A 15,679-nucleotide genomic window follows, 5' to 3' on the forward strand; every position below is an offset into this window, starting at 1 on the left:
AATTCGGTAAAGGTTTATTCGGCTTCAACACCCTGGATCGGGCGGACGGTTTCCCATTGCTTGCAGCTTGGGCAAAGCCAGTGCAACTGACGACCAGAGAAACCACAGCTGACACAGCGGTAGACGGGACGATTGGCAAGAATCAGGTGGCCGATACGGCTCACCAGCCTGCCCTCATCGGTGGTCATGCCCTTTTCATAGCCGGCCATTTCCACCAGCCTGAGCAAGCCACGGACACTCGGCCGGGTTTCCAGTTCCTGCCTGAGTAAATCGATGGCTGCCGGTCGCCCCGAAGCGCGCTCTACGGACTCTACGAGGGCAAGCAGCAGACTGGTGCTCGGGTAGCTTTCGTACAGCTTGCGCAGCTTTTTCGCAAGCCTGCCGATGTCGCCGTGCTCATGCTCAAGCTTCATCAAACGGTCGATCGCTTCCGGCCCAAACTCCGGGTTCTGATCAAACACTTTCAGGCACTGGTTGCCGGCTTCCCGATAACTGCCCTGCCGAACCAGCAGCTTCATCAGAATAAGATTGGCCCGAACGCATGAGCGATCATAGTCGAGCGCTTCCTTGGCCAGCTTCTGGGCAGCCCACCGGTCGTCCTGTTTCAGGGACTCCTCAGAAAGCTCACAGGTCAGATAGGCCAGGACCTTGAACATGGCCGGGTCGGCGTCGCCCCGGGTCAGAGTCCGTGCAACCTCGGCAGCTTTGGCCCACTCCTTCTCTTGCTGATAGAGGTCGATCAGCTGCTGGGAGGAGTGCCGCCCGTATTCCTTGTCGCCCATCAACTGGTGCAGCAGCGCCTCGGCACGGTCTAGCAGGCCGGCATTGAGATAATCCCGGGCAAGCTCAAGGGTTACCTGTGGTGAGAAACGCGGAGGCAGTTCGGGCCTGGCCAACAGATTCTGGTGGATCAAGATGGCGCGGTCTGTTTCACCCTTGTTGCGGAAATGACTACCAATGGAAAGGTGCAGACTGACCGTGTCCTTGTTTACCGCGAGGGACTGGACGAAATTTTCAACAGCCTGATCAGAGTAGTTAGTGAAAAGGAACTGGAGACGATCCTTCACTGACTCCTCATCGGAAATCGTCTTTCCGGATCGGCTGTCATTGCTTCCTAGCCGGCCGACAAGCCAGCCAACGGCAACTGCAACTGTCAGCAGCAGCCACTGAAGTACCATATCCATTAAAGAGTCCGGTCGTTCTGGGCCCTGGATTTCTCCAATGCCTGCTCGGCGCGATCAAGTCGTTTCTGAAGGGTTCGCCGGGACACCGAGGTGCGGACGGTGGCCAGCATGGTCATCAGCACGCCAACGAGGGCACCGACAACGAATGCCATGATAATCCAGACGGCAACACCATGGGGTTGGGTTTCAAACAGCAGGAAGTTGAGGGAAACTGCCATTTGATTGTTGAGCGAGAATACCAGTGCCAGCAGAACCAGGACCAAAACCAACAGAATAATGAGGATCTTCTGCAATCCTGCCATAGCGATAGCACTCCCAAAGGGCTTCAAAGCCCGAATTATACGCGTTCCCTGAGCAGCTGTTAAAAGCCTTTCTTCAAGCTGTCGTTGACCTGCTCTCTTAATTCCTTGCCGGGTTTGAAGTGCGGCACATACTTGGCAGGCAACTGAACAGCCTCACCGGTTTTCGGGTTGCGCCCGGTGCGCGCGGCCCGGTGGTGAAGGGAAAAACTGCCAAATCCCCGGATTTCTATTCTCTGACCATCGGCAAGCGACTGGGACATGTGCTCAATGATGGTTTTTACAGCCAGTTCGACATCTTTAACGGAGAGCTGGGTCTGCTTGGAAGCAATCAGCTCGACCAGTTCGGACTTCGTCATGAGGCGTTTCCCTCTTTCGTTTTTATTCGGCCGTCGGTTACCGGATTCCCATGACTACCTAGTTTAGCCAAACCAGAAAAAAACACAAAAAAAACGGGCTCTTAGAGCCCGTTTTTTTCGTACCAACCGGAGGATTAGTCCTTATTGGCGTTTTGCTGCTGCATCTGCTCCTTGATGAGATCACCGATGGTGGTCGCACCAGAGGAAGTTTCCGCAGTCTTGGTCCGCACGTTTTCCAGCGCCTGCTTGTCGTCCTCAACGTCTTTGGACTTCACAGACAGGTTGATGATGCGGTTCTTGCGGTCGATGCTGATGATCTTCGCTTCAACTTCTTCGCCTTCCTTCAGCGCGTTGCGTGCATCTTCAACACGGTCACGGCTGATTTCAGAGGCTTTCAGTACCGCTTCAACTTCGTCATTCAGGGCGATGGTAGCCGCCTTGGCATCAACTGCAGACACGGTGCCCTTAACAATGGAACCCTTGTCGTTCAGCTGTACAAACTCGGCGAACGGATCGCTTTCGAGCTGCTTGATACCCAGGGAGATACGCTCACGCTCCGGATCAACAGACAGGATAACGGTTTCAACTTCGTCACCCTTCTTGTACTCACGAACCGCTTCTTCGCCAGTCTCGTTCCAGCTGATGTCAGACAGGTGAACCAGACCATCGATGCCGCCATCCAGACCGATAAAGATACCGAAGTCAGTGATTGACTTGATCTTACCGGAGATGCGGTCGCCCTTGTTGAAGTTGCTGGAGAAATCTTCCCACGGGTTGGATACACACTGCTTGATACCCAGGGAGATACGACGACGCTCTTCGTCGATATCCAGAATCATCACGTCCACTTCGTCGCCTACCTGGACAACCTTGGACGGATGGATGTTCTTGTTGGTCCAATCCATTTCGGAAACGTGAACCAGACCTTCAACACCCTCTTCCAGCTCAGCAAAGCAGCCGTAGTCGGTCAGGTTGGTAACGCGTGCCTTGACCTTGGAGCCTTCCGGGTAACGACCCTTGATATCAACCCAGGGATCTTCGCCCAGCTGCTTCAGGCCGAGGGAAACACGGTTACGCTCACGGTCAAACTTCAGGACCTTAACGCTGATTTCGTCGCCAACATTAACGATTTCGCTCGGATGCTTGATGCGCTTCCAGGCCATATCAGTAATGTGCAACAGGCCGTCAACACCACCCAGATCTACGAACGCGCCGTAGTCGGTCAGGTTCTTGACGATACCCTTGATTTCCATACCCTCGGTCAGGGTTTCCAGCAGAGCTTCACGCTCAGCACTGTTTTCGGCTTCCAGAACGGCGCGGCGGGAAACAACCACGTTGTTACGCTTCTGGTCGAGCTTGATAACCTTGAATTCGAGTTCTTTGTTCTCCAGGTGCGCGGTGTCGCGAACCGGACGAACGTCTACCAGCGAGCCAGGCAGGAAGGCACGGATACCGGCCAGATCGACGGTGAAACCACCCTTGACCTTACCGTTGATGATACCTTTAACCACTTCCTCAGCTTCGAAGGACTTCTCAAGTACCTTCCAGGCTTCTGCACGCTTGGCCTTTTCACGGGACAGACGGGTCTCACCGAAGCCGTCTTCAACAGCGTCGAGAGCTACATCGACAACGTCGCCGATAGCAATTTCCAACTCGCCTTTTTCGTTAAGGAACTGGGAGGCGGGGATAACGCCTTCGGACTTCAGTCCGGCGTTAACGGTGACCCAGTCGTTATCGACGTCTACAACAGTTCCCTGGACGATGGAACCCGGTTGCATGTCAATTTCTTTTAGGCTTTCTTCAAAAAGATCCGCAAAGCTCTCGCTCATTATGAGTCCTATATGATCAACGCAAGTGTACTCCGTGCCACCAGCAACACGGTCTGTTAACAAGTTCCGGATTAAGCCTGTGGCTGGCAGATAGCGCTACATCCGGCATTTCAACGACAAAAAGGTGTAGTCAGGCCTGGCCTGCTGCGGCCATACACCTGTCCAACACCTCTTCTATACTCAACCCCGTAGAATCAATGACTTGCGCATCATCTGCGGGCTTGAGAGGGGCAGCGGAACGGTTCATATCCCGTTCATCACGAACCCGTATCTCCTCTAAAAGGGCGTCAATATTAACATCGACACCCGCGTCCTTCAACTGGCTATAGCGCCGCTGGGCCCTCTCCTCGGCGCTTGCCGTAAGGAAGATTTTCACCGGCGCATCCGGAAACACCACCGTCCCCATGTCACGACCATCGGCCACCAGGCCCGGCGCCTGCCGGAAGTCGCGCTGGCGCTGCAAAAGTGCGTCCCGGACCGGCTGCATCACAGCCACCTTTGAAGCATTGTCGCCAGCCGATTCCGTACGTATATCTGCGGTCACGTCCTGCCCTGCCAAAATGACTTTAACCGGTTCACCTGCCGGAGTGGGCTCAAACGCCACGTCCAGTCCGGCAGCGACGTTCACCAGGCCGGCCTCATCGTCCAGAGACACGCCCTGACGAACTGCGGCCAAGGCCGTCAGCCGATACAAGGCACCACTGTCAAGCAGGTGCCAACCCAATTTACGGGCCAGCATCTGGGTAATTGTGCCTTTGCCGGAACCCCCGGGACCGTCCACGGTAATCACCGGCGCACTGCTATCTGACATCATTCAGCCCCCTCGGCTGAGATATTGATTCCCGTACCTTGCGCAAGTTCCACGAATCCCGGGAAAGATGTCGCCACGTTCGCACAATCGGTGACCGTGATCTCTCCCTCGGCGCGGAGCGATGCCACCGCGAAAGACATGGCAATCCGGTGGTCTCCATGGCTGTTCACGGTGCCGCCACCGATGGTCTGGCCGCCATCAATAATGATGCCGTCTGGCGTTACCGTGGTTTCCACACCCAGAGCGGCGAGGCCGTCAGCCATTACCTGGATTCGGTCGCTTTCCTTGACCCGAAGCTCCTCTGCGCCTCGCAGAACCGTTCGGCCTTTGGCACAGGCCGCGGCGATGAACAGCACCGGGAATTCGTCAATGGCCAGGGGCACCTGATCCTCAGGAATATCGATACCTTGCAACTCTGCCGAGCGGACCCGCAGGTCAGCGACCGGCTCGCCGCCGATTTCGCGCTCGTCCAGAATCTCAATGCTGGCGCCCATCTGGTTCAGGATGTTGATCACACCGACCCGGGTCGGGTTCATCCCCACATGCCGCAGAACCAGATCGGATCCGGGAGCAATACTCGCGGCTACCAGAAAAAAGGCGGACGACGAGATATCGGCAGGCACATCAATATTGGTCGCCGTCAGTTTGCCGCCACCACTGACACTTGCGGTCGCGCCGTCCCGGTGAACGTGATAGCCAAAGCCCGCCAGCATGCGCTCGGTGTGATCGCGGGTGGGAGCCGGCTCGGTCACCGACGTACTGCCTTCCGCATAAAGACCAGCCAGCAGGAGGCACGATTTCACCTGGGCGCTGGCCACCGGCATTTCATAATGAATACCGGAAAGTTTCTGGCCGCCACGGATCTTCAGTGGCGGGCGGCCACCCTCCGCGGTATTAATCACGGCACCCATGGCCCTGAGCGGATCGGCAACCCGCCCCATCGGGCGACCGGAGAGACTCGCATCGCCGGTCAGCTCGGAATCAAAGGGCTGGGCGGCCAGCAACCCCGCAAACAACCGCATGGCGGTTCCCGAGTTACCCAGATACAGAGGCCCCCGGGGGGCCTGAAGCCCGTGCATGCCAACGCCATGGATGCGAACAAAGCCGTCGTCCGGGCCTTCGATGGTTACGCCCATATCCCGAAACGCCTGGAGCGTGGCCAGGCTGTCCTCACCTTCCAGAAATCCCTTCACTTCGGTTACGCCGTCCGCCAGCGCACCCAGCATTATTGAACGGTGTGACATCGACTTGTCACCGGGCACCCGGATATCACCGGCAATCGCCCCACCGGGCCTAAGACGGAACGTTACCTGCTTTTCACTGTTGTTTGTCACGTAAGCCTGTCCTGAGAGCATCTTCGAAAAATGTTCACGCGCCGCCTTGGCGCGACTGAAAACCCGTAACAACGTGGCACTGTCCTGGTTGGCGATGGCAGTACGCAGTTGCTCGAGATCGTGGGTAAAGTGGTCAATCACGCGCAGAACCGCATCGCGGTTCGACAGAAAGATATCGTGCCACATCACCGGATCGCTGGCCGCAATCCGGGTAAAGTCCCTGAAGCCACCGGCAGCATAGCGAAAGATATCCATGTTCTCATCTTCACCCGCCAGGGTATCCACCAGGGAGAACGCAATCAGGTGCGGCAGGTGGCTTGTGGCCGCCAGCACCTCATCGTGATACGCCACCGACATGGTCAGCACCGTGGCACCACAGCCCTCCCACAGCGCTTTAAGCCGGGCAAGGTGTGGCTGACTGACGTCGTCAGGCGGCGTAAGAATGACCTTGTGGTTGGCAAACAGCTCGGGATTGGCCGCCCGAATGCCGCTCTTTTCAGAGCCAGCAATGGGATGGCCGGGAATAACCCGGGGCGACAAGCCGCCGAACACGGCCTCAACATCGGTTACGAAGCTGGATTTAGTGCTACCAACGTCGGTCAATATCGCGTCCGGTTCCAGTGCCGGGCGAACCTGCTCAAGCACCTTGCGAGTAGCCCGTACAGGAACGGCCAGCACAACCAGGTCTGCCCCCCGGACAGCATCGGCGATCGAAGCAGCCGACTGATCGATTACACCCAGCTCTTTGCCGAGTTGCAGCTCTTCATCGCGCTGATCTGTACCAACAACTGTGCCCGCCAGCCCGTTGCGCCGGATCGCGCAGGCCAGGGAGCCGCCAATCAGCCCCAGACCAATCACCGCTACCCTTTTAAACAGAGGCTCGGAAGACGCCATATCAGTCGCTGAGCCCCGATGCGGTAAGGGCCTGGGCCAAAGCCTCGATAAAGCGCTCGTTTTCTTCCGGAAGCCCGACAGACACCCTGAGATGCCGTGGCATGCCGTAGCCCGCGATCGGCCGGACAATTACACCGTGTGCGAGCAGAGCCTGGTATACGCCCATGGCCTGCTCCCCCACTTCCACGGCAACGAAGTTCCCGGCTGACGGAATGTAGCTGAGCCCCATCCGGTCGAATGCCTCCTGCAACTGACGCAGACCGGCTGTGTTCACGTCACGGGAACGCTGGAGATAGTCTTCATCCTCAAGCACAGCCGTGGCCGCAGACAGGGCAACCGTATCGACGTTAAACGGCTGGCGCACCCGGTTCAGAATATCCGCAATGGCCGGTGAGGAGATGCTGTACCCGACCCGCAAAGCCGCCAGCCCCCAGGCCTTGGAAAACGTGCGGCAAACGATGAGGTTCGGGAAGCGGGCCAGAAGCTCAACACCGTCCGGGTATTGCTCTCCGGTCAGGTATTCGCAGTAGGCCTCATCCAGAACTACAAGCACCTTCTCCGGAATCTTGTTCAGGAACGCCTCAATGGCATCCGCCGTGTGAACCGTGCCCGTGGGGTTGTTCGGGTTGGCGACAAACACCAGGCGAGTGCGATCGGTAACCGCCGCAGCCATGGCATCCAGATCGTGCCCCCACTCCCGGGCTGGCACAGACACGCCCCTGGCGCCGATAGCCTGGGTCACCAGAGGATAAACGGCGAATGCGTACTGGGAGAAAACGACTTCGGAATCTGTATCAGCGAAACAACGGGTAATCACTTCCAGTACATCATTGGAGCCGTTACCCAGGGTAATCTGATCCATTCCAACGTTCAGACGCTTCGACAACGCCTGTTTCAGATTGAATCCGTTACCATCGGGATACAGACAAAGCTCGGAGAGAGCCTGCCGCGCAGCCGACAGAGCCTTTTCGCTGGGCCCCAGCGGGTTTTCATTGCTCGCCAGCTTGATGATCTCTGCCGGATTGAGGCCAAGCTCACGGGCCAGCTCTTCAATCGGCTTGCCCGGCTGATAGGGTGAGAGCGCCTGTACGCCGCGAACCGCCAGACTCTGGTAATCAATGGCCATAAATCGTCCTCGACACTCTTTTCTCAGAAACGCAGGTGCAGATACTCAAAGCACGCCAATCGGGTAGGAACCCAGGCGCTTGAGTTCAACGGCCTCTTCGTCCACTTCCGCCAGCACCCTCCGAACCTGTTCGTCCTCCATATGCCCCTCAAAATCGATGTAGAACACATAGGCCCAGGTACCGCTGGGCGACGGCCGCGTTTCGATTCTGGTCAGGCTGAGACCGTGACGATGGAACGGCTCGAGAAGCTGATAAAGAGCCCCTGGCTTGTTGCGCATGGACACCAGAATGGATGACTTGTCGTGACCGCTGGCCGGCACTTCCTCCCGGCCAATGATCAGGAATCGGGTGGTATTGTCCGGGCGATCCTCAATGCTGTTCGCCAGCTTCTCCAGGCCATAGAGCTCGGCCGCCATGTCACCGGCAATGGCTGCGGTACCCGGCTCTTCGGCGGCGCGTCGGGCGGCTTCCGCATTGCTGGAGACGGTGACCCGCTCGATGCCGTAGCGGTGGGTATCCAGCCATTGCCGGCATTGGGCAAACGATTGCTGATGGGAATAAATCCGGGTAATTTCCTGGTCGCCGTGCTTCGGAGACACCAGGAGGTGATGATGAATCCGCAGCTGAACCTCGCCACAGATCTTGAGCGGCGAGGACATGAACATATCGAGGGTGTGGTTGATCATTCCCTCGGTAGAGTTTTCCACCGGTACCACGCCGTAATGGGCTGCGCCGGATTCGACCTCCCGGAACACCGCATCGATAGCCGGTAGCGGCACACTGACCACCGAGTGGCCAAAATGCTTGAGCGCTGCCGCCTGGGTAAAGGTGCCAATCGGTCCAAGGAAGGCAATGTGCATGGGCTTTTCAAGCGCCAGGCAGGCCGACATGATTTCCCGGAACAGACGGGCCATTTCTTCACCAGACAGCGGCCCAGGATTCTGCTCCTTGATGCGCCGAAGTACTTGCGCTTCCCGCTCAGGGCGATAGAAGAAGACGTCCTGCCCCGGATTGGCGGTCATTTTGACGTGGGCCACTTCCTGGGCACAGGCGGCCCTGGCACTGATCAGCTCCATGATCTTCTGATCAATCTGATCGATCTCGTCCCGCAGCTCTCCGAGCCGAACCTGCTCGTCACTCATGATCAGCCACGCTCCTTCGCAAATTCGGTCATGTAGTCAATCAGCGCATCAACCCCCGACTCGGGCATCGCGTTGTAGATGCTTGCACGCATTCCGCCAACCGAGCGGTGGCCGGCGAGGTTCAGCAGGCCACGGGCATTGGCACCTTTCAGGAATTCGCCATTCAGGGCGTCATCAGCCAGGGTGAACGGCACGTTCATCCAGGAGCGGAAGCGCGGATCGATCGGGTTGGCGTAGAACTCGTTGGTATCGATAAAGTCGTAGAGCTTGCGGGCCTTGCGCAGGTTGACCTCACCCATTGCCTTCACACCGCCCTGCTCTTTCAGCCACTTGAACACCAGACCGGCCAGGTACCAGGAGTAGGTGGCCGGGGTGTTGTACATGGAGCCGTTATCCGCAATCACCTGATAGTTCATCATGGTCGGGGTCTCCCTTCGGGCCTTGCCGAGGAGATCCTTGCGAATAATGACCACCACCAATCCTGAGGGACCGATGTTCTTCTGGGCACCGGCGTAGATTACGCCGAACCTGGAGACGTCCACCGGCCTCGAAAGCATCGATGAGGACATGTCGGCGACCAGCGGTGTGCCCGCGCTATCCGGAACAAAATCGAACTCCAGTCCACCGATGGTTTCGTTGGGCGTGTAGTGCAGGTACGCCGCATCGGCGGTGGTCTGCCACGAAGACTGGTCCGGAACCGTGGTAAAGCCACTATCTTCTGAACTCGCTACCACGTTCACCTTGCCATAACGACTGGCCTCGGCAATGGCCTTCTTGGACCAGATGCCGGTGTTCACGTAGTCCGCAGAGCCGTTTTCGCCCAGCAGATTCAGAGGAATGGTGGAAAACTGGCTGGACGCTCCACCCTGCATAAACAGAACGGCGTAATCATCCGACACGCCAGCCAGTTCACGCAGATCTTTTTCTGCAGTCTCGGCAATCTGGACAAACTCATCGCTGCGATGGCTCATTTCCATCACCGACATGCCGGTACCGCGCCAGTCGAGCATTTCATCCCGCGCCTGACGAAGCACGCTCTCCGGCAAAGTCGCCGGACCTGCACAAAAATTATACGCCCTGCTCATGTTGCTGTGTTCTCTCACGTCTTGCTGAATCTGTCTGTGGCAAGTGCCGGCTTATTCGTCGCCGGCACTCTCGCCTTCTTGGCCTTCTTGGCCTTCTTGGCCTTCTTCCGGGCTCTCGGCGGCAACAATCGGGTTGCCTTCGCTGTCGAGCTCTTCGTCGTCGGTTTCCGCGATCCGCTCAACGCCTACCAGCCGCTCGTCTTCCTGACTCAGCTTGATCAGGCGCACACCCTGGGTGTTCCGGCTCAGAACGGACACTTCGTCTGTCCGAGTACGCACCAGCGTGCCCTTGTCAGAGATCAGCATCATTTCATCGCCTTCGAACAACTGCAGGGCTGTAACCAGGTTACCGTTGCGTTCGGAGCACTGCATGGCGATAACGCCCTGGCTACCCCGGCTGTAGGTCGGGAACTCGTCGATAGCGGTCCGCTTGCCGTAGCCATTTTCGGAGGCCGTCAGGATAACCCCGCCTTCCTGCGGGATGATCAGCGACACCACATGGTGACCTTCCGGCATCTTGATACCGCGAACACCACGGGCTGTCCGGCTCATCGGACGAACGGCTTCTTCGTTGAAACGCACGGCCTTGCCAGCGGTCGAGAACAGCATGACCTCGGCATCGCCCTTGGTAATGGCCGCACCGATCAGGGTATCGCCTTCGTCCAGAGACAGGGCGATCAGGCCGCTGCTGCGCGGACGCGAGAAGTTCGGCAACGGCGTTTTCTTGACCACGCCTGCGGACGTAGCCATCAGCACAAACTGGTCTTCCGGATAGTCACGAACCGGCAGGAAGGTGGTAATACGCTCTCCCTCATCCAGCGGCAGGATATTCACCATGGGCCGCCCGCGGGACGCCCGGCTCGCACGCGGAATCTCGAATACCCGCAGCCAGTAGACCTTGCCACGGTTGGAGAAGCACAGAATCGTGTCGTGGGAGTTGGCAACCAGCAGCTTCTCAACGAAGTCTTCATCCTTCATGGAAGTTGCCGCCTTGCCGCGACCGCCCCGGCGCTGGGCCTGGTAGTCTTCCACTGCCTGTGTCTTGGCGTAACCACTGTGGGAGATTGTCACCACCAGATCTTCTTCATCAATCAGGTCTGCGATGGTCAGGTCGCGACGGGAGCTGGTGATCTCGGTACGACGCTCGTCGCCGAATTCGCTAACGATAGCTTCCAACTCTTCCCGAATTACCTGAAGCAACCGCTCCGGGTCGCCCAGGATATCCAGCAGATCGGCAATTTTTTCGAGAATCTCCTTGTACTCGTTCTGGAGCTTCTCGGTTTCCAGGCCGGTCAGGCGGTGCAGTCGCAGATCCAGGATCGCCTGGGCCTGCTCCGGAGACAGATGATACAGCCCTTCACGCAGCCCATATATCTCTGGCAGATCGTCCGGACGACAGGCGTCTTCGCCAGCACGCTCCAGCATGGCCATGACATCGCCCGGGGACCAGCCCCTGGCAATCAGCTTTTCCTTGGCTTCGGCGGCAGACGGCGAGGCCTTGATCAGCTCGATAATCTCGTCGATGTTGGCCAGGGCAACGGTCAGACCTTCCAGAATATGGCCACGTTCACGGGCCTTGCGCAGTTCGTAGATGGTACGGCGGGTCACCACTTCACGGCGGTGACGAACAAAGGCATCCAGCAGCTGCTTCAGATTCAGGGTTTTCGGCTCACCGTTGATCAGGCCGACCATGTTGATGCCGAATACGGTTTCCAGCTGGGTCTGGGCAAACAGGTTGTTGATCACAACGTCCGGGTTTTCACCCCGACGCAGCTCAATCACCACCCGAATACCTTCCTTGTTGGATTCGTCCCGCAGCTCGGAGATACCCTCGAGACGCTTCTCTTTCACCAGCTCGGCGATCTTTTCGATCAGGCGGGCCTTGTTCAGCTGATACGGCAGCTCGGTGATGATGATGGCATCGCGATTGGTCTTGTTGTCGTGCTCGATCTCGTGGCGGGCACGAATATAGATACGACCACGGCCGGTACGGTAGGCCTCAACAATGCCGGCACGGCCGTTGATAATGCCCTCGGTCGGGAAATCCGGGCCCGGAATGAATTCCATCAGCTCATCGATGGTCAGATCCGGATTATCAATCAGCGCCAGGCAGCCGCTTACGACTTCCGTCAGGTTGTGGGGCGGAATGTTGGTAGCCATACCCACGGCAATACCAGAGGAACCGTTCACCAGCAGGTTGGGCACCCGGGTGGGCAGAACCTCGGGAATCCGCTCGGTGCCGTCGTAGTTATCGACGAAATCGACCGTTTCCTTGTCCAGATCCGCCAGCAGGGAGTGGGCGATCTTCTCCATGCGGATCTCGGTGTAACGCATGGCTGCCGCGTTATCACCGTCGATGGAACCAAAGTTACCCTGGCCGTCGACCAGCGGATACCGCAGGGAGAACGGCTGGGCCATACGTACGATGGTGTCGTATACCGCAGAGTCACCGTGGGGGTGGTATTTACCAATGACATCACCCACCACACGGGCGGACTTCTTATAGGCCTTGTTCCAGTCGTTGTTCAGTTCGGACATGGCGAACAGAACGCGACGGTGAACCGGCTTGAGGCCGTCCCTCACATCCGGAAGCGCCCGCCCGACGATCACGCTCATGGCGTAATCGAGGTAGGACTGTTTTAACTCGTCTTCAATATTGACCGGCAGGATCTCTTTGGCTAATTCACCCATCGAGAAAGGTTCCTTTGCGTTATCTGGAAGTCGTATCGGAGCCGTTTCCGGGCCCCATAGTTATTCTTCAACAAGCCGCCAAGTCTACCACAGTCGCACCCTCTCCGGGGCAACTGTGAGGCAGCCTTAATCAAACACCACTGTCTTGTTTTCGTAGGTAATCACCCGGTCTTCGATGTGGGAACGCAGGCCCCGGGCCAGCACGTTCTTCTCCACATCCTTGCCCAGGCGAACCATATCCTCGATGGAATCGCTGTGGGTGATCCGGATAACGTCCTGCTCGATGATCGGGCCCTCGTCGAGGTCCTGGGTCACATAGTGGCAGGTGGCACCAATCAGCTTCACACCCCGGCTGTAGGCCTGGTGATAGGGGCGTGCACCTGCGAAAGACGGCAGGAAGCTGTGATGGATGTTGATGACCTTGCCCGAGTATTTCTGGCAAAGCTCGCCCGGCAGGATCTGCATATAACGGGCCAGCACCACCACATCGGCTTCGTACTTCTGGAAGAGCTCATCGATATGGGCAAAGGCTTCCGCCTTGTTTTCCTTGCTGACCGGCACATGGTGGTAGGGAATCTCGTGCCATTCCACCATCCGGCGCAGATCGTCGTGGTTGGAGATGACCGCTACAATCTCGGCATTGATCTCGTTGCTGTGCCAGCGGTACAGAAGGTCTGCAACGCAGTGGGATTCCTTGCTGCACATCAGTATGACTTTCTTGGGCTGGGCCGAATCGGCAATGTGCCAGTTCATATTGAATTCGCGGGCAATCGGCTCGAACGCGGCGCGGAACTGGTCCAGGCCGAACGGAATCGAGGTAGCCTTGATCTCGTGCCGCATGAAAAACCAGCCGGTGTGAGTATCCGAGTGGTGACTTGCCTCGGTAATCCAGCCATTGTACGTGGATAGAAAATTACTCACCTTGGCGACAATTCCCACCCGGTCGGGGCAGGAAATCACAAGACGATAGGTATGCTCCATGAAAGCCTTTCCTTAACTGAAATCCGGGAAAGCAGGTGCGTCGGGGAATCACCACCGGCATTAACGGCAGGTTAACGGTACGCACCTATGAAAATGACCGGCTATCATAGCCTATCTGAACGCCAGAAACGAGGAATGGAGATATGGACAGCGGCCTCTACCAACATACAACCAAAAACCTCGCCAGGGGGCGCTCAGGCCGCCTTTCGATTGTCGCGGCCCTGGCCTTTTTGATGGCCGCAGGCCCGGCTTTCGGGCAAGCCATTCTTGAGGGAGAGCGATTTCACCCGGTTACTGCGACCCAGGGCATGGTTGCCACCAGCCACACACTGGCCACCGAGGTTGCCCTGGAGGTACTGAAGAACGGCGGCAATGCCATAGATGCGGCGGTCACGGCGGGTTTTGCCCTGGCGGTTACTCAGCCACGCTCCGGCAACATTGGCGGCGGCGGCTTCATGCTGATTTCCAAAGGCGACGGCTCAGACCCGGAAGCCATCGATTACCGGGAGAAAGCGCCCGCTGCCGCGACTGAAACCATGTTCCAGAACGAATCCGGAAACGTGGTTCAAAACCGCAGCCGCTTTACCCACCTGGCCGCTGGCGTACCCGGGACCGTCGCTGGCCTGGCACTGGCGCTGGAGCGACACGGCACCATTACCCTGAAACAGGCGCTGGCGCCGGCCATCAAACTTGCGAGGGATGGCTTCATCGTACCCCAGCGCTTTACCGAGGGGCTGGAACAGGCCCGGGACAGGCTTGAGCCCTGGCCCGCCACCCGTGAAACCTTTTATAAGGAAGACGGCAGCGCCTGGCAGCCCGGCGAGCGCTTTCGCCAGCCGGAACTGGCCGCGACGCTCCAGCGCGTTTCCGATGACGGCGTAAAGGGCTTTTACGAGGGTGAAACGGCCGAACTGATCGCCAGTGAGATGGATCGGCACGATGGCCTGATCACCTTGCAGGACCTGAAAGATTATTCCCCGGTGGTTCGAACTCCGGTTCATGGCAACTATCGCGGGTACGATATTTTCTCCATGTCACCACCCTCTTCCGGGGGCACACACATCGTCCAGATCTTGAATATCCTGGAAGGCTTCCCCATGGCCGAGTTTGGCCATAACTCTGCTGATGCAATCCATCACATGGCAGAGGCCATGAAACTGGCCTACGCCGATCGCTCGAAATACCTGGGCGACACCGATTATGTAGATGTACCGTTGGCGGGGCTCACCAGCAAAGGTTACGCAGAAGAACGGCGCAAAGGCATTGACCCCGAAAGGGCGCGGCCGGCCAGCGAGATCAATCCGGGCCAGCCGGCAGCCTGGGAAAGCCCGGAGACTACCCATTTTTCCGTGGTGGACAAATGGGGCAACGCGGTGTCCAACACCTACACCATCAATTTCAGTTACGGATCCGGCATTACGGTAAAAGGCGCGGGCTTCCTGCTGAACAACGAAATGGACGATTTCAGCGCCAAGCCGGGCGTGCCGAACGCCTACGGCCTGATCGGCGGCGAAGCCAACAAGGTTGAGCCAGGTAAGCGCATGTTGAGCTCCATGTCGCCCACGATCGTGAAAAAGGACGGCAAGAATGTTCTGGTAACCGGCAGCCCGGGTGGCTCGAGGATTATAACCACCACCTTGCAGGTGATCCTCAATGTGATTGATCATGGAATGAACATACAGACCGCCGTGAGCGCACCTCGTATGCACCACCAGTGGCTGCCGGATGAAATCCGGATCGAGCAAGGCATCAGCCCCGACACCATCCGACTACTGGAAGAGCGGGGGCACAAGGTGGTCGGCGGATCTGCCATGGGCGCCATCCAGAGTATCCTGATTGATGATCAAGGAATCCGGCACGGTGGCGCAGACCCAAGGAGAAGTACCTCCTCGGCCATGGGCTATTAATATTGGCAATTGACCAGGGTCACTGACCCGATCGGA

The 15,679-nt window shown here is 57.8% G+C and carries 12 protein-coding genes; 1 reads left to right on the forward strand and 11 read right to left on the reverse strand.

Going from position 1 to position 15,679, the window contains the following annotated elements:
* Positions 1–14: 14 nt before the first annotated feature.
* The 11 genes from lapB to purU form a co-directional block, all read right to left on the reverse strand.
* Positions 15–1,184 (reverse strand): lipopolysaccharide assembly protein LapB, encoded by a 1,170-nt coding sequence (gene lapB, locus A8B84_RS18530; protein ID WP_064230621.1) that lies wholly within the window; start codon positions 1,182–1,184, stop codon positions 15–17.
* Positions 1,184–1,486 (reverse strand): LapA family protein, encoded by a 303-nt coding sequence (locus tag A8B84_RS18535; protein ID WP_064230620.1) that lies wholly within the window; start codon positions 1,484–1,486, stop codon positions 1,184–1,186. Before A8B84_RS18535 ends, lapB begins: the two co-directional genes overlap by 1 nt.
* Positions 1,487–1,545: 59 nt before the next feature.
* Positions 1,546–1,842 (reverse strand): integration host factor subunit beta, encoded by a 297-nt coding sequence (locus A8B84_RS18540; protein ID WP_008172061.1) that lies wholly within the window; start codon positions 1,840–1,842, stop codon positions 1,546–1,548.
* 134 nt (positions 1,843–1,976) lie between these two features.
* Positions 1,977–3,671, reverse strand: a complete 1,695-nt coding sequence (gene rpsA / locus A8B84_RS18545; protein WP_014576794.1) for a 30S ribosomal protein S1 — start codon at positions 3,669–3,671, stop codon at positions 1,977–1,979.
* Positions 3,672–3,801: 130 nt separating this feature from the next.
* Positions 3,802–4,482 (reverse strand): (d)CMP kinase, encoded by a 681-nt coding sequence (gene cmk, locus A8B84_RS18550; RefSeq protein WP_064230619.1) that lies wholly within the window; start codon positions 4,480–4,482, stop codon positions 3,802–3,804.
* Positions 4,482–6,710: a bifunctional prephenate dehydrogenase/3-phosphoshikimate 1-carboxyvinyltransferase gene (locus A8B84_RS18555; protein ID WP_064230618.1), complete on the reverse strand. Its 2,229-nt coding sequence runs from the start codon at positions 6,708–6,710 to the stop codon at positions 4,482–4,484. Before A8B84_RS18555 ends, cmk begins: the two co-directional genes overlap by 1 nt.
* Before the next feature lies 1 nt (position 6,711).
* A complete protein-coding gene (gene hisC / locus A8B84_RS18560; protein WP_064230617.1) occupies positions 6,712–7,836 on the reverse strand; it encodes a histidinol-phosphate transaminase in 1,125 nt (374 codons plus the stop codon).
* A 45-nt stretch (positions 7,837–7,881) separates the two neighbouring features.
* Positions 7,882–8,979 carry a prephenate dehydratase gene (gene pheA, locus A8B84_RS18565; protein WP_064230616.1) on the reverse strand — a complete coding sequence of 366 codons (1,098 nt, stop codon included), beginning with the start codon at positions 8,977–8,979 and terminating at the stop codon, positions 7,882–7,884.
* 2 nt (positions 8,980–8,981) lie between these two features.
* Entirely contained in the window at positions 8,982–10,064 is a 1,083-nt protein-coding gene (serC, locus tag A8B84_RS18570; RefSeq protein WP_064230615.1) for a 3-phosphoserine/phosphohydroxythreonine transaminase, read from the reverse strand.
* Between the two features lie 51 nt (positions 10,065–10,115).
* Complete coding sequence (gyrA, locus tag A8B84_RS18575) at positions 10,116–12,755, reverse strand: DNA gyrase subunit A (protein WP_064230614.1); 2,640 nt, start codon at positions 12,753–12,755, stop codon at positions 10,116–10,118.
* 126 nt (positions 12,756–12,881) lie between these two features.
* Positions 12,882–13,736 carry a formyltetrahydrofolate deformylase gene (gene purU, locus A8B84_RS18580; protein ID WP_064230613.1) on the reverse strand — a complete coding sequence of 285 codons (855 nt, stop codon included), beginning with the start codon at positions 13,734–13,736 and terminating at the stop codon, positions 12,882–12,884.
* Positions 13,737–13,879: 143 nt separating this feature from the next.
* On the opposite strand from purU, the gene ggt reads away from it, so the two are divergent.
* Entirely contained in the window at positions 13,880–15,643 is a 1,764-nt protein-coding gene (gene ggt, locus A8B84_RS18585) for a gamma-glutamyltransferase (protein ID WP_064230612.1), read from the forward strand.
* The last annotated feature ends 36 nt before the right edge of the window (positions 15,644–15,679 follow it).

The sequence above is a fragment of the Marinobacter sp. EhC06 genome (assembly GCF_001650915.1).
In the GTDB taxonomy this organism is placed as follows: domain Bacteria; phylum Pseudomonadota; class Gammaproteobacteria; order Pseudomonadales; family Oleiphilaceae; genus Marinobacter.